The sequence below is a fragment of the Enterobacter chuandaensis genome, assembly GCF_039718975.1.
GTDB classification, from domain to species: domain Bacteria; phylum Pseudomonadota; class Gammaproteobacteria; order Enterobacterales; family Enterobacteriaceae; genus Enterobacter; species Enterobacter chuandaensis.
Window position 1 is genome coordinate 1,835,108 of sequence record NZ_CP097173.1, and the last position, 25,644, is coordinate 1,860,751.

The 25,644-nt window shown below is 56.1% G+C and carries 25 protein-coding genes; 22 read left to right on the forward strand and 3 right to left on the reverse strand.

What is annotated here, in order from left to right; genetic code table 11:
• The first annotated feature begins 17 nt into the window (after positions 1-17).
• The 7 genes from MX657_RS08850 to flgL all read left to right on the forward strand — a co-directional run bounded on the left by MX657_RS08850 (position 18) and on the right by flgL (position 7,070).
• Positions 18-773, forward strand: a complete 756-nt coding sequence (locus tag MX657_RS08850; protein ID WP_346808128.1) for a flagellar basal body rod protein FlgF — start codon at positions 18-20, stop codon at positions 771-773.
• 11 nt (positions 774-784) lie between these two features.
• Entirely contained in the window at positions 785-1,567 is a 783-nt protein-coding gene (flgG, locus tag MX657_RS08855) for a flagellar basal-body rod protein FlgG (protein WP_000625853.1), read from the forward strand.
• A gap of 57 nt (positions 1,568-1,624) precedes the next feature.
• Positions 1,625-2,323, forward strand: a complete 699-nt coding sequence (gene flgH, locus MX657_RS08860; RefSeq protein WP_023311139.1) for a flagellar basal body L-ring protein FlgH — start codon at positions 1,625-1,627, stop codon at positions 2,321-2,323.
• Between the two features lie 12 nt (positions 2,324-2,335).
• Positions 2,336-3,433, forward strand: coding sequence for a flagellar basal body P-ring protein FlgI (locus tag MX657_RS08865; protein WP_080327528.1), 1,098 nt, complete (start codon positions 2,336-2,338; stop codon positions 3,431-3,433).
• Positions 3,433-4,386, forward strand: coding sequence for a flagellar assembly peptidoglycan hydrolase FlgJ (gene flgJ, locus MX657_RS08870; protein ID WP_119914851.1), 954 nt, complete (start codon positions 3,433-3,435; stop codon positions 4,384-4,386). The genes MX657_RS08865 and flgJ overlap by 1 nt, the downstream gene beginning before the upstream one ends.
• 75 nt (positions 4,387-4,461) lie before the next feature.
• A complete protein-coding gene (gene flgK, locus MX657_RS08875; protein WP_346808131.1) occupies positions 4,462-6,102 on the forward strand; it encodes a flagellar hook-associated protein FlgK in 1,641 nt (546 codons plus the stop codon).
• Positions 6,103-6,116: 14 nt separating this feature from the next.
• Entirely contained in the window at positions 6,117-7,070 is a 954-nt protein-coding gene (flgL, locus tag MX657_RS08880; RefSeq protein ID WP_080327525.1) for a flagellar hook-associated protein FlgL, read from the forward strand.
• Positions 7,071-7,144: 74 nt separating this feature from the next.
• On the opposite strand, the gene MX657_RS08885 is transcribed toward flgL, so the two are convergent.
• Positions 7,145-8,359 (reverse strand): MFS transporter, encoded by a 1,215-nt coding sequence (locus tag MX657_RS08885; protein WP_346808133.1) that lies wholly within the window; start codon positions 8,357-8,359, stop codon positions 7,145-7,147.
• A gap of 145 nt (positions 8,360-8,504) precedes the next feature.
• On the opposite strand from MX657_RS08885, the gene MX657_RS08890 reads away from it, so the two are divergent.
• Positions 8,505-9,407 (forward strand): LysR family transcriptional regulator, encoded by a 903-nt coding sequence (locus MX657_RS08890; RefSeq protein ID WP_429844764.1) that lies wholly within the window; start codon positions 8,505-8,507, stop codon positions 9,405-9,407.
• A gap of 41 nt (positions 9,408-9,448) precedes the next feature.
• Here the strand turns inward: MX657_RS08890 and rne are convergent, their stop codons facing one another.
• Positions 9,449-12,559, reverse strand: coding sequence for a ribonuclease E (rne, locus tag MX657_RS08895; protein ID WP_346808137.1), 3,111 nt, complete (start codon positions 12,557-12,559; stop codon positions 9,449-9,451).
• A gap of 572 nt (positions 12,560-13,131) precedes the next feature.
• On the opposite strand from rne, the gene rluC reads away from it, so the two are divergent.
• Positions 13,132-14,079, forward strand: coding sequence for a 23S rRNA pseudouridine(955/2504/2580) synthase RluC (gene rluC, locus MX657_RS08900; RefSeq protein ID WP_059311031.1), 948 nt, complete (start codon positions 13,132-13,134; stop codon positions 14,077-14,079).
• Positions 14,080-14,157: 78 nt separating this feature from the next.
• Here rluC and MX657_RS08905 read toward each other — a convergent pair whose 3' ends face one another.
• Complete coding sequence (locus tag MX657_RS08905) at positions 14,158-14,742, reverse strand: Maf family protein (protein WP_346808139.1); 585 nt, start codon at positions 14,740-14,742, stop codon at positions 14,158-14,160.
• A 140-nt stretch (positions 14,743-14,882) separates the two neighbouring features.
• Between MX657_RS08905 and yceD the strand changes: the two genes are divergently transcribed.
• From yceD to MX657_RS08970, 13 genes are all read left to right on the forward strand, one after another.
• Entirely contained in the window at positions 14,883-15,404 is a 522-nt protein-coding gene (gene yceD / locus MX657_RS08910) for a 23S rRNA accumulation protein YceD (RefSeq protein WP_021240759.1), read from the forward strand.
• A gap of 16 nt (positions 15,405-15,420) precedes the next feature.
• Positions 15,421-15,594 carry a 50S ribosomal protein L32 gene (gene rpmF / locus MX657_RS08915; RefSeq protein ID WP_003857964.1) on the forward strand — a complete coding sequence of 58 codons (174 nt, stop codon included), beginning with the start codon at positions 15,421-15,423 and terminating at the stop codon, positions 15,592-15,594.
• A gap of 80 nt (positions 15,595-15,674) precedes the next feature.
• Positions 15,675-16,709 (forward strand): phosphate acyltransferase PlsX, encoded by a 1,035-nt coding sequence (gene plsX / locus MX657_RS08920; RefSeq protein ID WP_218728890.1) that lies wholly within the window; start codon positions 15,675-15,677, stop codon positions 16,707-16,709.
• A 6-nt stretch (positions 16,710-16,715) separates the two neighbouring features.
• Positions 16,716-17,669 (forward strand): beta-ketoacyl-ACP synthase III, encoded by a 954-nt coding sequence (locus tag MX657_RS08925; RefSeq protein WP_041910515.1) that lies wholly within the window; start codon positions 16,716-16,718, stop codon positions 17,667-17,669.
• A 15-nt stretch (positions 17,670-17,684) separates the two neighbouring features.
• Entirely contained in the window at positions 17,685-18,614 is a 930-nt protein-coding gene (gene fabD / locus MX657_RS08930) for an ACP S-malonyltransferase (protein ID WP_119914846.1), read from the forward strand.
• Positions 18,615-18,626: 12 nt separating this feature from the next.
• Complete coding sequence (gene fabG, locus MX657_RS08935; protein ID WP_080327518.1) at positions 18,627-19,361, forward strand: 3-oxoacyl-ACP reductase FabG; 735 nt, start codon at positions 18,627-18,629, stop codon at positions 19,359-19,361.
• Between the two features lie 154 nt (positions 19,362-19,515).
• Positions 19,516-19,752, forward strand: coding sequence for an acyl carrier protein (gene acpP, locus MX657_RS08940; protein ID WP_003857954.1), 237 nt, complete (start codon positions 19,516-19,518; stop codon positions 19,750-19,752).
• A 91-nt stretch (positions 19,753-19,843) separates the two neighbouring features.
• Positions 19,844-21,085 (forward strand): beta-ketoacyl-ACP synthase II, encoded by a 1,242-nt coding sequence (gene fabF / locus MX657_RS08945; protein WP_032653212.1) that lies wholly within the window; start codon positions 19,844-19,846, stop codon positions 21,083-21,085.
• A 121-nt stretch (positions 21,086-21,206) separates the two neighbouring features.
• Positions 21,207-22,016 (forward strand): aminodeoxychorismate lyase, encoded by an 810-nt coding sequence (pabC, locus tag MX657_RS08950; RefSeq protein WP_346808143.1) that lies wholly within the window; start codon positions 21,207-21,209, stop codon positions 22,014-22,016.
• Positions 22,017-22,018: 2 nt separating this feature from the next.
• Positions 22,019-23,041 (forward strand): cell division protein YceG, encoded by a 1,023-nt coding sequence (yceG, locus tag MX657_RS08955; protein ID WP_252001404.1) that lies wholly within the window; start codon positions 22,019-22,021, stop codon positions 23,039-23,041.
• Positions 23,031-23,672 (forward strand): dTMP kinase, encoded by a 642-nt coding sequence (gene tmk, locus MX657_RS08960; protein WP_346808144.1) that lies wholly within the window; start codon positions 23,031-23,033, stop codon positions 23,670-23,672. Before yceG ends, tmk begins: the two co-directional genes overlap by 11 nt.
• Positions 23,669-24,673 carry a DNA polymerase III subunit delta' gene (gene holB, locus MX657_RS08965; protein ID WP_346808145.1) on the forward strand — a complete coding sequence of 335 codons (1,005 nt, stop codon included), beginning with the start codon at positions 23,669-23,671 and terminating at the stop codon, positions 24,671-24,673. Before tmk ends, holB begins: the two co-directional genes overlap by 4 nt.
• A gap of 10 nt (positions 24,674-24,683) precedes the next feature.
• Positions 24,684-25,478: a metal-dependent hydrolase gene (locus tag MX657_RS08970; RefSeq protein ID WP_080327513.1), complete on the forward strand. Its 795-nt coding sequence runs from the start codon at positions 24,684-24,686 to the stop codon at positions 25,476-25,478.
• The last annotated feature ends 166 nt before the right edge of the window (positions 25,479-25,644 follow it).

Consider the following 25,644-nt stretch of genomic DNA (forward strand, 5'->3'; position numbering starts at 1 on the left):
GCTAACAGGAAAGCGCAATGGATCACGCAATATATACCGCGATGGGCGCGGCAAGTCAGACGCTCAACCAGCAGGCCGTTACCGCCAGCAACCTGGCCAACGCCTCGACGCCGGGCTTTCGCGCGCAGCTGAATGCGCTGCGTGCGGTGCCGGTGGAAGGGCTCTCCCTGCCGACCCGTACGCTGGTGGCGGCATCCACCCCTGGCGCAGATATGACGCCAGGGCAGATGGATTACACCTCACGCCCGCTGGACGTTGCCCTGCAGCAGGACGGCTGGCTGGCGGTGCAGACCGCCGACGGCGGTGAAGGCTATACCCGAAACGGGAATATCCAGGTCAGCGCCACCGGCCAGCTGACGATTCAGGGCCATCCGGTGATGGGTGAGGCGGGCCCGCTGACCGTGCCGGAAGGCTCTGAGCTGACCATCGCGGCTGACGGTACCATTTCGGCGCTGAACCCGGGCGATCCGGCCAACACCGTTGCCCCCGTCGGGCGTCTGAAGCTGGTCAAAGCGGAAGGCAAAGAGGTGCAGCGTGGCGATGACGGCATGTTCCGTCTGACCCAGGCCGCTCATGCCACCCGTGGTGCCACATTACAGGCCGATCCGAGCATCCGCGTGATGTCCGGCGTTCTGGAAGGCAGCAACGTTAAGCCGGTAGCCGCCATGAGCGACATGATCGCCAGCGCCCGTCGTTTTGAAATGCAGATGAAGATCATCAGCAGCGTGGACGAAAACGCGGGCAAGGCTAACCAACTTCTGTCGATGAGTTAACAGGACTCTTTATGATCAGTTCTTTATGGATCGCGAAAACTGGCCTGGACGCGCAGCAAACCAACATGGACGTGATTGCCAACAACCTGGCAAACGTGAGCACCAATGGTTTCAAGCGTCAGCGTGCCGTTTTCGAAGATTTGCTTTATCAAACCATCCGTCAGCCGGGCGCGCAGTCATCTGAACAGACGACGCTGCCGTCAGGCCTGCAGATTGGTACCGGCGTTCGTCCGGTGGCGACCGAGCGTCTGCACAGCCAGGGCAACCTGTCTCAGACCAACAACAGCAAAGACGTGGCGATCAAAGGCCAGGGCTTCTTCCAGGTGCAGCTGCCTGACGGGACCTCTGCCTACACCCGTGATGGTTCCTTCCAGGTCGATCAGAACGGTCAGCTGGTGACGGCGGGCGGTTTCCAGGTTCAACCTGCGATCACCATTCCGGCGAACGCCCTGAGCATTACCATCGGCCGTGACGGCATCGTGAGCGTGACCCAGCAGGGGCAGGCCGCGCCGGTTCAGGTCGGACAGCTCAACCTGACCACCTTCATGAACGATACCGGTCTGGAGAGCATTGGTGAGAACCTCTACACCGAAACGCAATCCTCCGGTACGCCAAATGAAAGCACGCCAGGCCTGAACGGTGCGGGTCTGCTGTATCAGGGGTATGTCGAAACCTCCAACGTGAACGTGGCGGAAGAGCTGGTGAATATGATCCAGGTCCAGCGCGCGTATGAAATTAACAGTAAAGCAGTCTCGACGACCGATCAGATGCTGCAGAAACTGACGCAACTCTAAGGTGTAGCCCGGTGCGGTAAACGCCGCACCGGCTCCCTGTTTTCGAAGATGAAGGCAATGCAAAAAAACGCGGCGTTTCGTTATCCGATATTGACTGTTCTGGCTGTCACCCTCAGCGGGTGTGCCTTGATCCCGTCTAAACCATTGGTCCAGGGTGCGACGACTGCCCAACCCGTTCCTGGCCCTGCGCCAGTTGTTAACGGCTCCATTTTCCAGACCGCGCAGCCGATTAACTACGGTTATCAGCCGCTGTTTGAAGATCGCCGCCCGCGTAATGTTGGCGATACACTGACCATTGTGCTGCAGGAAAACGTCAGCGCGAGCAAGAGCTCGTCAGCGAACGCCAGCCGCGATGGCAAAACCAATTTTGGCTTCGACACCGTTCCACGCTATCTGCAGGGCCTGTTCGGCAATGCCCGTGCGGATGTTGAGGCCTCCGGCGGCAACACCTTTAACGGTAAAGGTGGCGCGAACGCCAGCAACACCTTCAGCGGTACGCTGACGGTCACGGTTGACCAGGTGCTGGTTAACGGCAATTTACACGTCGTGGGTGAAAAACAGATCGCCATTAACCAGGGCACTGAATTCATTCGCTTCTCGGGCGTGGTGAATCCACGCACCATCAGCGGCACCAACACCGTTCCGTCCACGCAGGTGGCGGATGCGCGCATTGAGTACGTCGGTAACGGCTACATTAATGAAGCGCAGAATATGGGTTGGCTGCAGCGCTTCTTCCTTAATTTATCGCCGATGTAAGCGAGGTGACCCATGTTTAAATCGATCTTCGCCGCGGCGCTGGTTCTTGTTGCAACGTTTGCCCAGGCCGACCGCATTCGCGATCTTACCAGCGTCCAGGGCGTTCGCGAAAACTCGCTGATTGGGTATGGCCTGGTCGTGGGGCTGGACGGCACGGGTGACCAGACGACCCAGACGCCGTTTACCACACAAAGCTTAAACAACATGCTTTCCCAGCTCGGCATTACCGTGCCGGCGGGAACTAACATGCAGCTGAAAAACGTGGCCGCGGTAATGGTTACTGCGTCCTACCCGGCGTTTGCGCGCCAGGGGCAGACCATTGACGTGGTGGTCTCTTCAATGGGTAACGCCAAAAGCCTGCGCGGCGGTACGCTGCTGATGACCCCGCTGAAAGGCGTCGACAGCCAGGTCTACGCGCTGGCGCAGGGCAACATTCTGGTTGGCGGTGCAGGCGCATCCGCTGGCGGAAGCAGCGTGCAGGTGAACCAGCTGAACGGCGGGCGCATCACCAACGGTGCGATCATCGAGCGTGAACTGCCGACTCAGTTTGGTGCGAGCAACACCATCAACCTGCAGCTGAATAATGAAGACTTCACGATGGCGCAGCAGATTGCGGACACCATCAACCGCAACCGCGGCTACGGTAATGCGACGGCGCTGGATGCGCGTACCGTGCAGATCCGCACCTCGACTGGCAGCAGCAACCAGGTGCGCATGCTGGCAGATATCCAGAATATGGAAGTGAACGTCTCGGTGCAGGATGCCAAAGTGATCATCAACTCCCGTACGGGATCGGTAGTGATGAACCGGGAAGTGTCGCTGGATAGCTGCGCCGTGGCGCAGGGTAACCTGTCGGTGACGGTTAACCGTTCTGCCAACGTCAGCCAGCCTGACACGCCGTTTGGCGGTGGCCAGACGGTGGTGACGCCGCAAACGCAGATTGATTTGCGTCAGAGCGGCGGTTCCCTGCAGAGCGTGCGCTCCAGCGCCAACCTGAACAGCGTGGTGCGCGCCCTGAACGCGCTGGGTGCCACGCCGATGGATCTGATGTCGATTCTGCAATCCATGCAAAGCGCGGGCTGCCTGCGCGCCAAACTGGAAATCATCTGATGCTGACCGATAGCAAACTGTTGACCAGTGCCGCCTGGGACGCCCAGTCGCTCAACGAACTGAAATCCAAAGCAGGCAAAGACCCGGCGGCGAATATCCGCCCGGTTGCCCGCCAGGTGGAAGGGATGTTTGTACAGATGATGCTGAAAAGCATGCGTGAAACCCTGCCGAAAGACGGAATGTTCAGCAGCGATTCAACGCGTCTTTACACCAGCATGTATGACCAGCAGATTGCGCAGCAGATGACCGCCGGTAAAGGCCTCGGTCTGGCTGACATGATTGTCAAACAGACCGCCGCCGCACAGGGTATTGCGCCAGAAGCTCAGCCGCAGCAGGTGCCGATGAAGTTCGACCTGGAAACGGTGACCAGTTATCAGAACCAGGCGCTGACGCAGATGGTGCGTAAAGCGATACCGAAGGCAACCGGCGGCGGCGATGAGGCGCTTTCCGGTGACAGCAAAGACTTCCTGGCGCAGCTTTCTCTGCCTGCGCGACTGGCCAGTGAACAGAGCGGCGTGCCTCACCACCTGATTCTGGCCCAGGCCGCGCTTGAGTCGGGCTGGGGCCAGCGCCAGATCCGCAAGGAAAACGGCGACCCGAGCTTCAACATCTTCGGCGTGAAGGCTACCTCCAGCTGGAAGGGGCCGACCACCGAGATCACGACCACGGAATATGAGAACGGCGCGGCGGTGAAGGTGAAAGCCAAATTCCGCGTTTACAGCTCTTATCTGGAAGCGTTGTCTGACTATGTGGGTCTGCTGAGCCGAAATCCGCGTTATACCGCCGTTACGCAGGCGGCAACGGCGGAGCAGGGCGCTCAGGCCCTGCAAAACGCGGGCTACGCGACCGACCCGAACTACGCGCGCAAGCTCACCAGCATGATCCAGCAGCTGAAATCCATGGGCGAGAAGGTCAGCAAAGCCTATAGCACAGATATCGAAAATCTGTTCTGAAAGTTCTCAAGTCCCGGTGGAGGTTGCCGATAACCTTCATCAGGACTCGTGTCTGAACGTATAAAAGGAACCCCCATGTCCAGTTTGATTAACAGCGCCATGAGTGGCCTCAGTGCCGCGCAGTCGGCACTCAATACCGTCAGTAATAATATTTCAAGCTATAACGTGGCAGGTTACACCCGCCAGACGACGGTGCTGGGTGCATCTAACAGCACGCTGACCGGCGGTGGCTGGGTGGGTAACGGGGTGTATGTCTCCGGTGTCCAGCGTGAATATGACGCTTTCATCACCAACCAGCTGCGCGCCGCGCAGACCCAGAGCAGCGGCCTGACGACGCGCTATCAGCAAATGTCAAAAATTGACGATGTGCTCTCCGATACCACCAATTCCCTTTCCACCACCCTGCAGGATTTCTTTAAAAGCCTGCAAACGCTGGTGAGCAACGCGGAAGACCCGGCTGCACGTCAGACGGTGCTGGGAAAAGCGGGCGGTCTGGTCAATCAGTTCAAAACCAACGATCAGTATCTCCGCGATCAGGATACGCAGGTGAATACGGCGATCGGTACCAGCGTTTCGCAGATTAACAACTATGCCAAACAGATTGCCAATCTGAACGATCAGATTTCCCGCCTCACCGGCGTCGGCGCGGGCGCATCACCTAACGATCTGCTCGACCAGCGCGATCAGCTCGTCAACGAGCTGAACAAAATCGTGGGTGTGGAAGTTTCGGTTCAGGATAGCGGCACGTTTAACATCTCTTTCGGCAACGGCTACAGCCTGGTGCAGGGCAGCAAAGCTAACCAGCTGGCTGCCGTGAAGTCCAGCGCCGATCCTTCCCGTACCACTATCGCCTACGTCGATGAGGTTGCGGGTAATGTCGAGATCCCGGAAAAGATGATCACCACCGGTTCGTTAGGTGGTTTGCTCACCTTCCGCGCGGAAGATCTGGACAAGGCTCGTAACACCCTGAACCAGATGGCGCTGGCGTTTGCTGACGCAATGAATAAGCAGCATGAGGCCGGTTTTGATGCGAACGGCGATGCGGGCGGTAAACTGTTCGGCTTTGGTTCTCCGGCTGTGCTTTCCAACAGCAAAAATAGCGGCACGGCTGTCGTCAATGCCACCGTTGCGGACAGCACCAAAGTTCAGGCAACGGATTATAAGCTGCAGTTTAACGGCACCGACTGGACCATCACCCGCACGTCGGACAAGACCAGCTTTACGATGAGCCCGGATGCCAGCGGCAATCTGTCGTTTGACGGTCTCAACGTGAACGTCAGCGGTTCGGCTAACGCCAAAGACAGCTTTACCGTGAAGCCTGTGTCCGACGTCATCATGAACATGGAACTGTCCATCAGCGACGAATCCAAACTGGCCATGGCTGCGGTGCAGAACGGCGGTGAAAGCGATAACCGCAACGGGCAGAAAATGCTCGATCTGCAAAACAGCAAAGTGGTCGGCGGGAACAAAACCTTCAACGATGCCTACGCCTCGCTGGTGAGCACCGTGGGGAGCACCACCGCTTCACTGAAAGTCAGCAGCCAGACGAAAGCCAATGTGGAAACGCAGTTAATTAAGCAGCAGCAGACCATCTCCGGGGTAAACCTCGACGAAGAGTATGGCAACCTGCAGCGTTATCAGCAGTATTACCTCGCCAACGCGCAGGTGCTTCAGACTGCCAGTACGCTCTTCGATGCAATTATCAACATTCGTTAAGGTTGAGGTGAAAAATGCGTATTAGCACCCAGATGATGTATGAGCAGAACATGCGCGGGATCACCGATTCCCAGAGCAGATGGCTGAGCTATGGTGAACAAATGTCCACCGGCAAGCGCGTTAACCGTCCGTCGGACGATCCTATTGCGGCTTCACAGTCTATTGTTCTGTCGCAATCCCAGTCTCAAAACAGCCAGTTCGCGTTAGCGCGCACCTTTGCCACGCAAAAAGTGTCGCTGGAAGATAACGTGCTGACCCAGGTGAACACCGCGTTATCAAGCGTGCGTGAGAAGCTGGTCTACGCGTCAAACGGCACCTTAAGCGATGACGACCGTCTCTCTCTGGCGACCGATATCCAGGGGATCCGCGACCAGCTGATGAACCTGGCTAACACGACGGATGGCAATGGTCGCTTTATCTTTGCGGGTTACAAGACCGAGAGCGCTCCGTTTGATGCCGTGAGCGGCACCTACAATGGCGGCGCTGAGGCGATCACTCAGCAGGTCGATACGGCGCGAAATATGGCGATCAGCCATACCGGCCAGCAGATCTTCGAGAGCATTACCAGTAATGCGGAAGAGTTGCCGGGCGGGGGCTATGGCGATACCAACATGTTTAAAATCCTTGATTCCGCCATTGCTTCGCTGAAGACGCCGATTGAGAACGATCCGGCCGCGGCCGCCGCGCAGGGCCAGGTGATTTCCAACGCGCAGATCGGTATTAAAAACGCGCAGAACAACGTCCTGACGGTCGTTGCGGATGTGGGTACCAAGCTGAACGAGCTGGAAAAACTCGATACCCTGGGTGACGACCGCGCGCTGGGTCAGACTAAGCAGATGAGCGACCTGGTGGACGTGGACTGGAACGAAGCGATTTCCTCTTACACCATGCAGCAGGCGGCTCTGCAGGCCTCTTATAAAGCGTTTAGCGATATGCAGGGCATGTCTCTGTTCCAGCTGAACAAATAACATCTTGACCTCTTGGAACATGTCTTGAAACTGGGCATGTTTTACTGCCCAATCCGTCTGGATTGGGCATTTTTTTACGCCATTTCTGCTGGTGCTGAGGCGACGCGCGCGCTTTCAATCATACGGATTGCCAGCGCAATGATGCCGCAGACCGTTGCCAGCGCCCCCACACCCGTCCAGCCAGCCAGCGTGTAAATATTGCTGCCCAACGCGGAACCCAGCGCCATGCCGATAAAGATCACCGTAAAGAGCAGGGCGTTCAGGCGACCCCGCGCCTGTGGTTCAAGGCTGTAGACCAGATTCTGGTGCGCGACCAGGCTGGACTGGAGGCCCAGATCGAAGCCGATGGCAGAGACGGCAATCAGGATCAGCTGTCCGTGAACCCCCAGGGCGGGCATCAGGAACATCAGGGCAAACGAAACGGTCACGAGGACGGCACCAAGCTGTGTGACTTTTCCGGCACCCAGCTTATCCGCCAGGCCGCCCGCCAGTGGAGCTGCTAACGCACCGGCTGCACCTGCGATACCAAAACCACCGGCGACGGCACTCCCGAGGTGATAGCGTTCCAGCAGCATGACCGCAAGGGTAGACCAGAAGGCGCTAAAGGCTATCGACAGAAAACCCTGTGCCAGCGCGGCACGGCGCAGAGCGGGATAACGACGCCACAGATGTTCCATGGAGCGCAGCAGAGCGGGATAGCTCAGCGTGGAGTGAATGGCGAAACGAGGGAGTACGACCCACATCACCACGCCGATAAAGGCAATACTCGCCGCGGCCAGCTGGTACATCACGCGCCAGCCAAACGCTTCGCCCACCACGCCGCTGACGGTTCTGGAGAGCAAAATGCCCAGCAGCAGACCGGTCATCACCGTACCCACGGTTTTCCCCTGTTTGCCTTCCGGTGCAAGGATCGCCGCAGCCGGGACAATATCCTGCGCCATGGTGGCGGCCATGCCGATGAGCAAACTTGCCAGCAGCAGAGAGTGGATCTGTCCGGTCAGGCTACAGCCCAGCAGGAACAGCGCCAGGGCCGCACTTTTAAACAGAATCAATGTTCTGCGGTCGTGGCGGTCGCCGAGCGGCAGCAGGAACAGGATCCCCAGGGCATATCCCGCCTGGGTAAGCGTCGGGACCATGCCCATTCCTTCGATGCTCAGGTGAAGGTCTGCGCCCATCAGCGGCAGCAGCGGCTGGGCATAATAGATGGATGCCACGCTGAAGCCCGCACCGAGCGCCAGCATTAAGATGACCCAGCGGCTTACGGCATGGGCGGCGGTTGTTGTGTTCATAAGATGTTCCTCATTCATCGTGTGTGGCTATTTTTTATCACTACGCCTTGCGGCGGTAGCGGGCCTGGTGGTAAAACGCTTATACGTTGAACGTATAAGTGAAAATGCGATGAAAAGAGCTGAGCGTATAGACAGGGTGGAGCTGATGCGGACGTTTGTCCGTATTGTTGAGGCAGGGTCACTCTCTGCGGCGGCACGGCAGCTGGCAACAACCCAGGCCACGGTGAGCCGGCGGTTGCAGTCGCTTGAGACCATGCTCGGCGTGCGCCTGCTTTTGCGCACCACCCACACGACGCGGCTGACGGATGACGGTGAGCGCTGCTATCAGCATGCCCGTCGGGTGATTGACAGCTGGCTGGCGCTGGAAGATGAGGTGGGGCACACGGAAGACGAACCGGTAGGCGTACTGCGGGTGCGCGCCCCGCACGCGTTTGGTCAGGATCAGCTTCTGAAACCGTTAACCGAATTTTTGCAGCGCTACCCGCAGCTCTCGATTGAGTGGATGCTCAACGATCGGTCGGCTGACTTCCTCGGCGATAACCTTGACTGCGCTATACGGGTGGGGGTGGAGGTCGATCCGGCGACCGTCTCCGTGCTGCTGGCCGAAGTGCCGCGCTCGGTGGTGGCTTCTCCGGCATTGCTGGACCGTTTTCCGACGGTTAACACACCGGAAGATCTGCAGCAGCTCCCCTGGATTGCCATTAGCTCTTTCTACCAGCGTCATGTGGAGCTTTTTCACGATGCATCGTCAGCCACCGCGCGAGTGGCGATTACCCCCCGTCTGAGCACCGACAGTCTGTATGTCGCACGCAATACGGCACTCACCGGTCTTGGCGTGGCGGTGGTATCCAGCTGGACGGTACAGGATGATATTCAGGAAGGTCGGCTGGTGCATTTGCTGCCGGAGTGGCAGCCTTCGGCGTTACCGGTGCATCTGGTTTACCCCTGGTCCCGGTATTATCCGGCGCGTTTGCGGCGTTTTCTGGAGTTGATGCGGCAGATAATGCCTGAGGTCACCGGGATGAGAAAGCCTGTGCAGCAGCCATAAAAAAAGCCGACCCGAAGGTCGGCTTTTTGACTTAACGTACGTTATTCAACTGACTGCGGACGGGTTGCTGGTGCAGTCGCCTTGTGCGTAGCACTGTGGCCACCGGCAGCACCTTTACCATCGAAGTTGAATTCCGGGCGAACCCAGTCGCTGTGACGCGGCGCTTCAGGCACATACTCAGGCGCAGGAGCGCGAGTCATTGGCGCTGTCGCAACGTGAGCAGGCGCGGCAGCAACCTTAACCGGCTCTGGTTTCACTTCCGGCGCTTTCTCGCCTTCAACAACAGGCTCAACCTGAATCTCAACGTCCTGAACAACCTCTTCGGTCGTTGTTTCAACGATGGTTTCAGCAGTTTCTTCCACTGCTGTTACAGGTTCAGCCTCTTCAGCGACTTCCTCAGCCACCACGGCATCTTCTTCGGCAATAAGCTGCGGTGCGGCATCAACCGACGCGGCAATCACTTCTGGATGGGTGGTTTCCACTTCTACTGCATGAGGTGCTTCAGCTTCTACAACCTGAGGTTCAACCACGGTTGCTGCTTGAGTCTCGACGTTTTCTACCGCTACTGCTGGTGCAATCACCTCTTCAGCCACAGCCTGTTCTTCAACAGCCTGCTCCGGGCGAGCAACCGGATAACGGATCCAGACTTTACCGGATGCCATTTCAGGTGACGCGCACGCCACGGTCATTGGCATTGGGGACTGCGTCGGGTAACGCTCGTCACGGTAGCGACGACGACGCTGGCCACTCACGCGCAGATGACGTGGAGAGCGGCGGGAGCGACGCGGCATACCCGCGTTGTCACGGTTTTCACCGTTTTCATCCTGCTCTACGTGAGTTTCCACTACGGCTGGCAGGTCAACTTTCGCAACCTGGGTACCCGTTGCGGTTTCTGTTGCTTCTGCCGCTACCACTACGGTTTCTTCTGCCTGAGCAGAGCCGATGCGCACTTTCTGTGCCAGCTGGCGCTGCTTACGGCGTGGCATCACCTGAGTACGCTCTTCCTGCTCGCCGTCCTGCTGCTCGGCAGGCGCTTCGCGGTTCAGATTTTTAACTTCCTGCTGCGCCTGACGCTTCTCGTCGTTACGACGACGGTTGCGTTCGCGACGTGGTTGCTGCTCGTCGCGCTGTTTGCTCTTCTCAGACTCATCGCCCGCCTGCTGGCGAATTTCACGATCCTCAACATTCTGCTGTTGTTTCTCGCGACGGTTGCGATGGTTGTCTTCGCGTTGCTCACGGCCTTCGTTATTCTCAGAACGGCTATCACGACGCTCGCTGCGGTCATTACGATCGTTACGATCATTACGGTCGCGGCGGTTGTTCTGACGCTTACGACGGTCCTGCTGACGTTCAGGCTTGGCGGCTTTTGGTTCTTCTTTCGGCTGCTCTGGCTGCACTTCTTCGCCAGCAAACATCTTCTTCAGCGCGCCGAAGAAGCGGCTCAGCAGACCCGGTTGCGCAGGCTGGGCTTTGGCTGCCGCGACTTCTGGTTTCTGTGCCGCCGGTTTGGCTGCCGGTTTTTCCAGCGCCGCTTCCGGTGGTGCTTCTGGCATGATGAAGGTTGCTAATGCAGGCTGCTCTGGCAGTTTGCGCTCGGCAGGTTCTTCATCGGAAGGCAGCGCCATCTCTTCTTCATGCAGCTTCGGCAGCAGGTAGCTGAGAGTGCTGGTTTCTTCGCCTTTACGGACACGCAGCACGTGATAGTGCGGGGTTTCCATCTGGTCGTTTGGCACGATGATGCAGCGAACGCCGCCCTGACGCGCTTCAATGGCACTTACCGCTGCACGTTTTTCGTTCAGCAGGTAAGAGGCAATTGGCACAGGGACAATCGCGTGAACCTCTTTGGTGTTCTCTTTCAGCGCTTCTTCTTCAATCAGACGCAGGATGGAGAGGGACAGAGATTCGTTATCACGCACGGTACCGGTGCCGGAGCAGCGCGGGCAGACGTGATGGCTGGACTCACCCAGCGACGGGCTCAGACGCTGGCGGGACATCTCCAGCAGGCCAAAGCGCGAGATATGGCTAATCTGGATACGCGCGCGATCCTGACGCACCGCTTCGCGCAGACGGTTTTCAACCGCACGCTGGTGGCGAACAGGCGTCATGTCAATGAAGTCGATAACAATCAGACCGCCCAGGTCGCGCAGGCGGAGCTGGCGGGCGATTTCATCAGCGGCTTCCAGGTTGGTGTTGAAGGCCGTCTCTTCGATGTCGCCGCCGCGAGTTGCACGCGCGGAGTTGATGTCAATAGCGGTCAGCGCTTCAGTGGTATCGATAACGATAGAACCGCCAGACGGGAGGCGCACTTCACGCTGGAAGGCCGACTCAATCTGGGATTCGATCTGATAATGGCTGAACAGGGGGATTTCACCGGTGTACAGCTTAATTTTGCTGGTGAAATCCGGACGACCCAACGCGGCGATGTGCTGGCGAGCCAGCTCAAGCACTTTCGGGTTATCGATTAGAATCTCACCGATGTCCTGACGCAGGTAATCACGGAAGGCACGCACGATAACGTTGCTTTCCTGGTGGATCAGGAACGGAGCAGGGCGGCTTTCTGCGGCTTTCTGGATAGCTTCCCAGTGCTTCAGACGGAAGCTCAGGTCCCACTGCAGCGCTTCGGCAGATTTGCCCACGCCAGCGGTACGCACGATAAGCCCCATGCCATCCGGCAGCTCAAGGCTAGCCAGCGCTTCTTTCAGCTCGGTACGGTCATCACCTTCGATACGGCGAGAGATGCCACCCGCGCGCGGGTTGTTTGGCATCAGCACCAGATAGCTCCCCGCCAGGCTGATAAAGGTGGTCAGTGCGGCACCTTTGTTGCCGCGCTCTTCTTTATCAATCTGAACGATAACTTCCTGACCTTCACGCAGAACATCTTTGATGTTTGGGCGGCCATGGGCGTTGTAGTTTGCAGGGAAATATTCGCGGGCGATTTCTTTCAGAGGGAGGAAACCATGACGCTCAGCACCGTAATCGACAAATGCAGCTTCAAGGCTTGGTTCAATGCGGGTGATTTTACCTTTGTAAATGTTCGCTTTTTTCTGTTCGTGTCCAGGACTTTCGATATCCAGATCGTACAGGCGCTGCCCATCCACAAGGGCGACACGCAACTCTTCTTGCTGAGTTGCGTTGATTAACATTCTTTTCATCGTAACTTACTCGTTATTCTTACATTGACGACAAAGCTGCGGGCAAGGTGACGCTTTCCGGGGTATGAACCGATGGCCTCGTGTCTGTTCACGTCGCCAACCTCACGGTTGTCGCTCGCTTAAGAGGCGCAGAGTGTCGGTTGCCTGTATTTCATACGGAAACACAGCGCAATTATCAGGGGAATTGCCTGGGTAGAACTCTCCAGAAAACAATCCTTATACCGGGAAGTACTGCAACCCGCAGCCCGCTAACTGCCTGAAAGATCAATACGTCTTACGCCATTGCTGCGTGGATGATCGGTCAGACAAAATTGGTCATTCCGTCGACATCCTTACAAAACCCGGATTTAACGCGGAAAACAGCCTCATTATTCCACTGCTCGCCGGGTTATAGCAAGATGACTTTTACCAATTATCACCCGGTTACTCACAGTTTCTTCACCTCAAGGTGGTGATTGGTTTAATAACCACCAAATCGATTGCGTGAAACGGGGCGCAGGCCGGATAAAAGTAAATATAAGCATAGAAAAATGAGTGGCGCTAATGGCTGACGATATTTAGAATCGCCAACCATGAAAACAGAGACTCCAGCCGTAAAAATGGTTGCTATCGCGGATGACTACGCGGGGCAACGCATCGATAACTTCCTGCGCACCCAGCTGAAGGGTGTGCCGAAGAGCATGATTTATCGCATCTTGCGTAAGGGCGAGGTGCGGGTGAATAAAAAACGCGTGAAGCCTGAGTATAAGCTCGAAGCCGGTGATGAAGTGCGTATCCCGCCGGTGCGCGTGGCTGAACGTGAAGAAGAGGTGGTTTCGCCGAAGCTGCAAAAAGTGGCCGCGCTGAGTGACGTCATTCTTTATGAAGATGACTATATCCTTGTGCTGAACAAACCGTCAGGGACAGCCGTACACGGCGGCAGCGGCCTGAGCTTTGGCGTGATAGAAGGGCTGCGTGCGCTGCGCCCGGAAGCCCGTTTCCTTGAACTGGTGCATCGTCTCGACCGGGATACCTCCGGCGTGCTGCTGGTGGCGAAAAAGCGTTCCGCGCTGCGTTCTTTGCATGAGCAACTGCGTGAAAAAGGGATGCAGAAAGATTATCTGGCGCTGGTGCGCGGTCAGTGGCAGTCCCACGTGAAGGTGGTGCAGGCGCCGCTGCTGAAGAACATTCTGCAAAGCGGCGAGCGCATTGTGCGCGTTAATCAGGAAGGGAAACCGTCTGAGACGCGCTTTAAGGTTGAAGAGCGCTACGAATTTGCCACGCTGGTGCGCTGCAGCCCGGTGACGGGACGTACCCACCAGATTCGCGTCCATACGCAGTTTGCGGGCCATCCGATTGCGTTTGATGACCGCTACGGCGACCGCGAATTTGATAAACAGCTGGCCGGTACGGGCCTGTCGCGTCTGTTCCTCCATGCGGCCGCGCTGAAGTTTACCCATCCTAATACCGGTGAAATCATCCGTATTGAAGCGCCGCTGGATGAGCAGTTGAAACGCTGTCTTAAGGTTCTGCGCGGCTGATTATGTGCCGGGTGGCGCTGCGCTTACCCGGCCTACGAAACCCGTAGGCCATGCAAGTGAAGCGCCGCTGGGCGAAAGTCACATGGACAGCGGATTACATTCTTCTCTTCTTAACATCTGGCACAGCGCAATCAATGGCAGCCCCACCAGCGTATTCGGGTCTCGCCCATCCAGCTTGTCAAACAGCGCAATCCCCAATCCTTCACTTTTAAAGCTCCCTGCGCAGTTCAGCGGACGCTCCCGGCGCACGTAATCCATAATCTCTTGCTCGCTGAGGTGGCGGAAGTGTACGTCGAACGGCTCGCATTCGGTTTGCAGATGGCCAGTGGCGGCGTTATAGAGCGCCAGGCCGGTATAAAAGGTCACGATACTGCCGCGCGCGCGCAGAAGCTGCTGGCAGGCGTTCTCTTCCGTATGGGGCTTGCCGGTGATTTCGCCGTCCAGCACGCAAACCTGATCGGAGCCTATAATCAAATGTGCGGGATAACGTGCGGCCAGCGATTGCGCTTTCTCCTTAGCGAGACGCGTCACCAGATGACGCGGCGATTCACCCGGCTGCGGCGTCTCATCAACGTCCGGCGCGGCACATTCAAACGGGATCCCGAGCTTTTCCAGCAACATTCGACGGTAGGGAGAAGTGGAAGCAAGTACGAGATTTGGCATATTTTTATCACCAGATATAGCGTATCGATGCCAGCCATTTTAAACTACAGGCCGCAATGTGTGCGAATAATTGGCAAAAGGCAGCTCTGGTTGCCTTTTTCTTTGACTCTATGACGTTACAAAGTTAATATGCGCGCCCTATGCAAAAGGTAAAATTACCCCTGACTCTTGATCCGGTTCGTACGGCTCAGAAACGCCTCGATTATGAAGGTATCTATACTTCCGATCAGGCTGAGCGTATTGCCGAATCCGTAGTCAGTGTGGACAGTGATGTAGAATGCTCCATGTCGTTCGCTATCGACAACCAGCGTCTCGCCGTTTTAACCGGTGATGCAAAGGTAACGGTAACGCTCGAGTGTCAGCGTTGCGGGAAACCGTTTGTACAGCATGTTCACACAACGTATTGTTTCAGTCCGGTTCGTTCTGACGAACAGGCTGAAGCACTCCCGGAAGCGTATGAGCCGATTGAGGTTAACGAATTCGGTGAAATCGATCTTCTGGCTCTGGTTGAAGATGAAATCATCCTCTCCTTGCCAGTGGTTCCGGTGCATGATTCTGAACACTGTGAAGTGTCCGAGGCGGACATGGTCTTTGGGGAACTGCCTGATGAAGCGCAAAAACCAAACCCATTTGCCGTATTAGCCAGCTTAAAGCGTAAGTAATTGAGGAGTAAGGTCCATGGCCGTACAACAGAATAAACCAACCCGTTCCAAACGTGGCATGCGTCGTTCCCATGACGCGCTGACCGCAGTTACCAGCCTGTCTGTAGACAAGACTTCTGGTGAGAAACACCTGCGTCACCACATCACCGCTGACGGTTTCTACCGCGGCCGCAAGGTTATCACTAAGTAATCGCGCGAAAGCGTGATTAGGCTTAGTGAGGATTTCCCCGTGCAAACGGGGAAGTTACCGAACCAGGCTGCGACGATACCTTGACACGTCTAACCCTGGCGTTAGATGTCATGGGGGGAGATTTCGGCCCTTCCGTGACAGTGCCTGCAGCATTGCAGGCACTGAATTCTAATTCGCAACTCATACTTCTTTTAGTCGGCAATCCCGACACAATCACGCCATTACTTGCAAAAGCTGACTTTGAACAACGTTCGCGTCTGCAGATTATTCCTGCGCAGTCAGTTATTGCCAGTGATGCGCGCCCCTCGCAGGCTATTCGCAATAGCCGCGGCAGCTCTATGCGCATCGCGCTGGAGCTGGTAAAAGAAGGGCGAGCGCAGGCTTGCGTCAGCGCCGGAAATACCGGTGCGCTGATGGGGCTGTCGAAATTATTGCTCAAGCCGATTGAAGGCATTGAGCGTCCGGCGCTGGTGACGGTGTTGCCGCACCAGCAGAAGGGGAAGACGGTGGTGCTCGATTTGGGCGCTAACGTGGATTGTGATAGTACCATGCTGGCCCAGTTCGCCGTGATGGGGTCGGTGCTGGCAGAAGACGTGGTCGGGATCAACAATCCCCGCGTTGCGTTATTGAATATTGGTGAAGAAGAGACCAAAGGCCTGGACAGCATTCGCGAAGCTGCTGAATTGCTCAAACAGGTTCCCTCCATCAACTATATTGGTTATCTCGAAGCCAATGAGTTGCTGACGGGAAAAACGGATGTTCTGGTGTGCGATGGCTTCACCGGAAACGTAACGTTGAAGACCATGGAAGGGGTCGTGCGCATGTTCCTCTCTCTGCTGAAATCTCAGGGAGAAGGCAAAAAAAGCGCCTGGTGGTTGATTTTATTGAAGCGTTGGTTACAAAAAAGCCTGACGCGGCGATTCAGTCACCTCAACCCCGACCAGTATAATGGCGCCTGTCTGTTAGGATTGCGCGGCATCGTGATTAAGAGTCATGGGGCCGCCAATCAGCGAGCATTTTCTGTCGCCATTGAACAGGCAGTGCAGGCGGTGCAGCGACAAGTCCCTCAGCGGATTGCCGCTCGCCTGGAATCTGTATTAGCTAAAAGTGACTGAGCGTACATGTATACGAAGATTTTAGGTACCGGCAGCTACCTGCCAAAACAAGTGCGTACCAACGCCGATCTTGAAAAAATGGTAGATACGTCTGACGAGTGGATTGTCACGCGCACAGGTATCCGTGAACGTCGTATCGCCGCGCCAGACGAAACCGTGTCCACCATGGGTTACGAAGCCGCACAGCGTGCTATCGAAATGGCGGGCATCGATAAAGAAGAGATTGGTTTGATCGTGGTCGCCACGACGTCTGCCACGCATGCTTTCCCAAGTGCGGCGTGCCAGGTGCAGAACATGCTCGGTATTAAAGGCTGCCCGGCGTTTGACGTTGCCGCCGCGTGCGCAGGCTTCACCTACGCGCTGAGCATTGCCGATCAGTATGTTAAATCTGGCTCCGTCAAATATGCGCTGGTCATCGGTGCTGACGTGCTGGCGCGTACCTGCGATCCAACCGATCGCGGAACGATCATTATTTTCGGTGATGGTGCCGGTGCGGTGCTGCTGGGGCAGTCCGAAGAGCCGGGTATCATCTCCACGCATCTCCATGCCGATGGCCGCTACGGCGAGCTGTTAACGCTGCCTAACGCCGATCGCGTTAATCCGGACAGCTCCATCTACCTGACCATGGCGGGTAACGAGGTGTTCAAAGTGGCGGTGACGGAGCTTGCGCACATTGTCGATGAGACGCTGGAAGCGAACAACCTTGAACGCACCGCGCTGGACTGGCTGGTGCCGCATCAGGCGAACCTGCGTATCATCAGCGCCACCGCTAAAAAGCTGGGCATGTCGATGGATAACGTTGTGGTGACGCTGGATCGTCATGGCAACACCTCTGCGGCGTCGGTACCGTGCGCATTTGATGAAGCGGTACGCGATGGACGAATCAAACGGGGCCAGCTGGTCTTGCTTGAAGCCTTCGGTGGCGGGTTCACCTGGGGTTCCGCGCTGGTTCGTTTCTAGGATAAGGAATAAAAAATGACGCAATTTGCTTTTGTGTTCCCGGGCCAGGGTTCTCAAACCGTTGGGATGTTGTCTGAAATGGCAGCAAACTACCCGGTAATTGAAGAGACTTTTCGTGAAGCCTCTGACGCGCTGGGTTATGATCTGTGGGCACTGACCCAACAGGGGCCAGCCGAAGAGCTGAACAAAACCTGGCAGACTCAGCCAGCGCTGCTGACTGCATCCGTTGCACTGTGGCGCGTATGGCAACAGCAGGGCGGTAAAGCGCCTGCGCTGCTCGCAGGCCATAGCCTGGGTGAATATTCTGCGCTGGTGTGTGCTGGTGTGATCGCGTTTGCGGACGCGGTGCGCCTGGTGGAACTGCGCGGTAAATTCATGCAGGAAGCGGTGCCAGAAGGTACGGGTGGCATGTCTGCCATCATCGGCCTTGATGATGCCGCGATTGCAAAAGCGTGTGAAGACGCCGCTGAAGGTCAGGTGGTTTCTCCGGTTAACTTCAACTCGCCGGGCCAGGTTGTTATTGCTGGTCATAAAGAAGCGGTTGAGCGTGCCGGTGCCGCCTGTAAAGCTGCTGGCGCAAAACGCGCCCTGCCGCTGCCGGTCAGCGTACCGTCTCACTGCGCACTGATGAAGCCCGCTGCCGAGAAACTGGCGGCTGAGCTGGAAAAAATTACCTTTAACGCACCGACGATTTCCGTTGTGAATAACGTCGATGTGAAATGCGAAACCGCGCCGGAAGCCATCCGTGACGCACTGGTTCGCCAGCTCTACAGCCCGGTACAGTGGACCAAAACCGTTGAGTTTATGGCCGCTCAGGGCGTTGAGCACCTGTATGAAGTCGGTCCTGGTAAAGTCCTCACCGGTCTGACTAAACGTATTGTTGACACCCTGACTGCCTCGGCGATTAACGAGCCGGAAGCGATGTCAGCGGCACTCTCGCAATAAAAGAGGAATACCATGAGTTTTGAAGGAAAAATCGCCCTGGTCACTGGCGCAAGCCGCGGTATCGGGCGCGCAATTGCTGAAACACTGGTTGCGCGCGGCGCGAAAGTGATTGGTACAGCAACCAGCGAGAAGGGCGCTCAGGCCATCAGCGAGTATCTGGGTGCGAACGGTAAAGGTCTGGTACTGAATGTGACCGAACCTGCATCTATCGAATCTGTTCTGGAAAATATTCGCGCAGAGTTTGGCGAAGTGGATATTCTGGTCAATAATGCCGGGATCACTCGCGACAACCTGCTGATGCGAATGAAAGATGATGAGTGGAACGATATTATCGAAACCAACCTGTCATCTGTATTCCGTCTGTCAAAAGCGGTAATGCGCGCTATGATGAAAAAGCGTCATGGTCGTATTATCACTGTTGGTTCTGTGGTTGGTACCATGGGAAATGCTGGTCAGGCTAACTACGCTGCGGCGAAAGCAGGTCTGATCGGTTTCAGTAAGTCGCTGGCGCGTGAAGTCGCGTCCCGCGGTATTACTGTAAACGTTGTTGCTCCGGGCTTTATTGAAACGGACATGACGCGTGCGCTGACCGATGATCAGCGTGCGGGTACACTGGCGGCAGTTCCGGCGGGTCGTCTTGGCGACCCTAAAGAAATCGCCAGTGCGGTTGCATTTTTAGCCTCTGACGAAGCGGGTTACATCACTGGTGAGACCCTCCACGTCAACGGCGGGATGTACATGGTTTAATCACGATCGAAAATATTTGCGTTATTAGGGCGAATGGCCTCAAAATAACGTAAAATCGTGGTAAGACCTGCCGGGATTTAGTTGCAAATTTTTCAACATTTTATACACTACGAAAACCATCGCGAAAGCGAGTTTTGATAGGAAATTTAAGAGTATGAGCACTATCGAAGAACGCGTTAAGAAAATTATCGGCGAACAGCTGGGCGTTAAGCAGGAAGAAGTTGTGAACTCCGCTTCCTTCGTTGAAGACCTGGGCGCAGATTCTCTTGACACCGTTGAGCTGGTAATGGCTCTGGAAGAAGAGTTTGATACTGAGATTCCGGACGAAGAAGCTGAGAAAATCACCACCGTTCAGGCTGCCATTGATTACATCAACGGCCACCAGGCGTAAGTGAACATCTCCAGGCGGTCATTCGACCGCCTGAGTTTTATCTTTTTTAGTCCCACGAATCTCTTTTTTTATCCCTCCCTGGAGGACAAACGTGTCTAAGCGTCGTGTAGTTGTGACCGGACTTGGCATGTTGTCTCCTGTCGGCAATACCGTAGAGTCCACCTGGAAAGCTCTCCTTGCCGGTCAGAGCGGCATCAGCCTAATCGACCATTTCGATACTAGCGCCTATGCAACGAAATTTGCTGGCTTAGTAAAGGATTTTAACTGTGAAGAGATCATCTCGCGCAAAGAACAGCGCAAGATGGATGCCTTCATTCAATATGGAATTGTCGCTGGCGTTCAGGCCATGCAGGATTCTGGCCTTGAAATTACGGAAGAGAACGCAACCCGTATCGGCGCCGCTATCGGCTCCGGGATTGGCGGTCTTGGCCTGATCGAGGAAAACCATACATCGCTGATGAATGGCGGACCGCGTAAGATCAGCCCGTTCTTTGTTCCGTCCACGATTGTTAACATGGTGGCAGGTCACCTGACCATTATGTTCGGTCTGCGTGGGCCAAGCATTTCTATCGCTACCGCATGTACGTCTGGCGTACATAACATCGGCCAGGCCGCGCGCATCATTGCGTACGGCGATGCAGATGCTATGGTTGCGGGCGGTGCTGAAAAAGCCAGTACCCCGCTCGGTGTCGGTGGCTTCGGCGCGGCGCGTGCGCTGTCTACCCGTAACGATAATCCTCAGGCGGCGAGCCGTCCGTGGGATAAAGATCGCGATGGCTTCGTGCTGGGCGACGGTGCGGGCATGATCGTACTGGAAGAGTACGAACATGCGAAAAAACGTGGCGCGAAAATTTATGCTGAAGTCGTTGGCTTTGGTATGAGCAGCGATGCTTACCATATGACGTCTCCTCCGGAGAACGGTGCGGGTGCTGCGCTGGCGATGGAAAATGCGATCCGTGATGCGGGTATTACCCCGGCACAGATTGGCTACGTTAACGCGCACGGCACTTCTACGCCTGCAGGCGATAAAGCAGAAGCGCAGGCGGTTAAGTCTATCTTCGGCGAATCGGCGAGCCGCGTAATGGTCAGCTCCACGAAATCCATGACCGGTCACCTGCTGGGTGCGGCGGGTGCCGTAGAGTCAATCTACTCTATCCTTGCGCTGCGCGATCAGGCTGTACCGCCAACCATCAACCTGGATAACCCGGATGAAGGTTGCGATCTGGACTTCGTTCCGCACGAAGCGCGCCAGGTTAGCGGTATGGAGTACACCCTGTGTAACTCCTTCGGCTTTGGCGGCACGAATGGTTCTCTGATCTTCAAAAAGGTCTGAGCCTGACTGCCCGAAAGCTATAAAAAAAGGTCCGCTTGCCGGGCCTTTTTTATTAGGGAGAATTCCCTTGTCCGGCTTTTAACATCCTGCCAGACTGAGCCACCACGCATAAGGAGCCACCATGTTTCTCATTAATGGCGTTGAGCAAGAAATGCTGCCGGCAAGCGACAGGGCGACCCAGTTCGGCGATGGCTGTTTCACCACTGCGCGTATTCTCGATGGCGGCGTGTGCCTGCTTGACGCCCATATCCGTCGTTTACAAAAAGCCTGTGAGACGTTATTGATCCCCTTCACGCAGTGGGACATTCTGGAGCGCGAGATGCGTCGGCTGGCGGCAGATAAAACAAACGGTGTCTTAAAAGTTATCCTCAGCCGCGGCAGCGGCGGGCGAGGGTATAGCGGTTCTGCCTGTCAGCATCCCACGCGGATTGTTTCCGTATCAGCGTATCCTGCTCACTATGCGCGCTGGCGTGTAGAGGGGGTGACGCTGACGCTGAGCCCGGTACGGCTGGGGCGAAACCCAATGCTCGCCGGAATAAAACATCTTAACCGCCTTGAACAGGTGCTTATTCGTACTCATCTTGAACAGACGGACGCCGATGAGGCGCTAGTCCTTGACAGCGAAGGGTTCATTACGGAATGCTGTGCGGCTAATTTACTCTGGCGAAAGGGCCGTGACGTATTCACGCCTTCGCTGGAACAGGCTGGGGTTAACGGCATCATGCGTCAGTTTTGTTTGCAACAGCTGGCACATGCGGGCTTTCGCGTTGTCGAAGTAAACGCAAAGGAAGAGGCGCTGCTGTCCGCCGATGAAGTTGTTATCTGCAATGCGTTGATGCCTGTTGTGCCCGTTCGCGGTTATGACCACAGGTTCTGGTCATCCCGCGAGCTGTTCCAGTTTTTAGCCCCGATATGTGAGCAAACCAGATAGTCATGAAGAAAATGTTGCGCTTTGTCCTTCTCCTTATTGTTGCGCTGGGTATCGCTGGCGGAGCGGGAGTATGGAAAGTTCGCCAGCTGGCGGACAGTAAAATCCTGATTAAAGACGAAACGATTTTTACCCTGAAAGCCGGTACCGGGCGCGTTGCGCTGGGTGAACAGCTTTATGGGGACAAGGTCATTAACCGCCCGCGCGTATTTCAGTGGTTACTGCGTCTTGAGCCTGAACTCTCTCATTTCAAAGCCGGGACGTATCGCTTTACCCCAGACATGACCGTCAGGCAGATGCTGCAGCTGCTGGAAAGCGGTAAAGAGGCACAGTTCCCGCTGCGCTTTGTTGAAGGAATGCGCTTAAGCGATTACCTCAAACAGCTGCGCGACGCGCCTTACATCAAGCATACGCTAAAAGACGATCGCTATGAGACGGTTGCCGAGGTGCTGAAATTTGAACATCCTGAGTGGGTGGAAGGCTGGTTCTGGCCCGATACCTGGATGTACACGGCAGGGACGACGGATGTTGCTATCCTCAAGCGCGCGCATAAAAAGATGGTTGAGGCCGTCGATGCAGCCTGGGAAGGGCGCGTGGAAGGTCTGCCTTATCAGGATCAAAACCAGTTTGTCACAATGGCCTCGATCATTGAGAAAGAGACGGCCGTTGCTGCCGAGCGTGACCGTGTCGCTTCGGTATTTATCAACCGCCTGCGCATCGGCATGCGTCTGCAAACCGACCCTACCGTCATCTACGGTATGGGCGAGAGCTATGCCGGAAAGATCTCCAGAAAAGATCTGGAAACGCCAACGGCGTATAATACCTACGTGATTAGCGGCTTGCCGCCTGGGCCGATTGCGACACCGAGTGAAGCATCGCTGAAGGCTGCCGCGCACCCGGCCAAAACACCGTATCTCTATTTTGTGGCTGACGGAAAAGGCGGGCATACCTTTAATACCAACCTTGCCAGCCACAATCGCTCTGTTCAGGATTATCTGAAGGCACTTAAGGAAAAAAATGCGCAGTAAATACATTGTCATTGAGGGACTCGAAGGGGCGGGTAAAACCACCGCCCGTAACGTGGTAGTGGATACGCTGAAATCGCTTGGCGTCGCTGACATGCTCTTTACTCGCGAGCCGGGCGGTACGCAGCTGGCGGAGAAACTGCGTAGCCTGGTGCTGGATATTAAATCCGTTGGCGACGAGGTTATTACTGACAAAGCCGAAGTGCTGATGTTCTATGCGGCGCGTGTACAACTGGTTGAGACCGTGATTAAACCTGCTCTGGCCGAAGGCAAGTGGGTGATCGGCGACCGTCACGATCTGTCGACTCAGGCGTATCAGGGCGGCGGACGTGGGATTGACCAGACGATGCTGGCAACGTTGCGCAATGCCGTACTGGGTGATTTCCGCCCCGACCTGACGCTCTATCTGGATGTGACTCCGGAAGTGGGCCTCAGGCGTGCCCGCGCGCGCGGCGAACTGGACCGCATTGAGCAAGAGTCCCTGGACTTCTTCAACCGCACGCGTGCACGCTATCTTGAACTGGCCGCACAGGACCGTTCAATTCGTACCATTGATGCCACGCAATCTCTGGACGACGTCACGCGCGACATTCAACAGACCGTTACGCAGTGGCTACAGGAGCAGCAGGCATGAAATGGTACCCATGGTTGCGCCCGCACTTTGAACAGCTGATCGGCAGCTATCAGGCCGGGCGGGGGCATCATGCGTTACTGATTCAGGCGTTGCCGGGAATGGGGGATGATGCGCTGATTTACGCCATCACCCGCTTCCTGATGTGCCATCAGCCGGAAGGGCACAAGAGCTGCGGTAAATGCCGCGGCTGCCAGCTGATGCAGGCGGGCACGCATCCTGACTACTACACGCTTGAGCCTGAGAAGGGCAAAAGCGCGCTCGGCATTGATGCCGTGCGTGAAGTCAGCGAGAAACTGTACGAACATGCGCGTCTGGGCGGGGCAAAAGTGGTCTGGCTCAACGATGCCGCCTTGCTTACCGAGGCAGCGGCGAACGCGCTGCTTAAAACCCTGGAAGAGCCGCCGGAAAAGACGTGGTTTTTCCTTTCCTGCCGGGACCCGGGACGTTTACTGGCGACGCTGCGTAGCCGTTGTCGTCTTCATCACCTGGCCGTACCTCAGGAATCATGGGCGTTAAGCTGGCTTGAACGAGAGGTGACAACGTCACAGGACAGCGCGCTGTCTGCGCTGCGTCTGAGCAGCGGTGCGCCCGCTGCGGCGCTGGCGTTACTACAGCCTGACGTCTGGTCACAGCGCGAAACGCTCTGCCGGGCCGTCGAATCTTCACTTAACAGCCAGGACTGGCTCAGCTTACTGCCTGCGCTTAACAGCGACCGGGCCGTTGAACGTCTGCACTGGCTGGCCTCTTTATTGCTTGATGCGCTAAAAATACAGCAAGGAGCAACGCTGCTGACTAACCCGGACGCGTGGTCGCTGGTGAACATGCTGGCGAATCGCCTGTCAGGCACGTCTCTGCACGCTATCCTTCATGATGTTTGCCAGAGCCGCGAACAGCTTTTAACCGTGACGGGTCTTAATCGTGAGCTTTTACTGACCGACCAGTTACTGCGTATTGAACACTACCTGCAACCAGGCGTTACGCCGCCGGTTTCCCACCTCTGAGAGAGACACTATGTTTTTAGTCGACTCACACTGCCATCTCGATGGCCTGGATTACCAATCCCTGCATAAAAATGTGGACGACGTGCTGGCGAAAGCCGCCGCGCGCGATGTGAAATTTTGCCTGGCCGTGGCGACCACGTTGCCGGGTTACCGCTCCATGCGTGAACTGGTAGGCGAGCGCGATAATGTCGTTTTCTCCTGCGGCGTGCATCCGCTGAACCAGGATGAAGAGTATGACGTAGAAGATCTGCGCCGACTGGCAGCAGAAGAGGGCGTCGTGGCGATGGGTGAAACCGGGCTGGATTATTTTTACACGCCGGAAACGAAAGCGCGCCAGCAGGCATCCTTCCGCAACCATATCCGCATTGGCCGCGAACTGAACAAACCGGTCATCGTACATACCCGTGATGCGCGCGCCGATACGCTGGCGATCCTTCAGGAAGAAAACGTGACGGATTGCGGTGGCGTACTACACTGTTTCACAGAAGACAGAGAAACGGCGGGTAAACTGCTTGATTTAGGGTTTTATATTTCGTTTTCCGGGATCGTGACGTTCCGTAACGCTGAGCAGCTCCGTGATGCCGCGCGTTATGTACCGCTCGATCGTATTCTGGTGGAAACAGACTCTCCGTATCTGGCGCCGGTACCGCATCGCGGTAAAGAGAACCAGCCGGCCATGACGCGAGACGTCGCAGAGTATATGGCCGTGCTTAAAGGCGTCAGTATTGAAGAGCTGGCCCGCGTCACGACAGAAAACTTCTCTGCGCTGTTCCATATTGACCCCGCCCGCCTGCAATCTGTCTGATACACCTGTTATTTTTAGGCTCGTAATTAATAAATAAAACGAGTAAAGTTCACCGCCTCATTTGGGGCGGTGAAGGTGTTTTTAGACACATCCAGACATGCTTTTTGTAAATAACTGAAAGTTTTTCGACCGTCTTAAGCTGAAACGTGATAGCCGTCAAACAAAC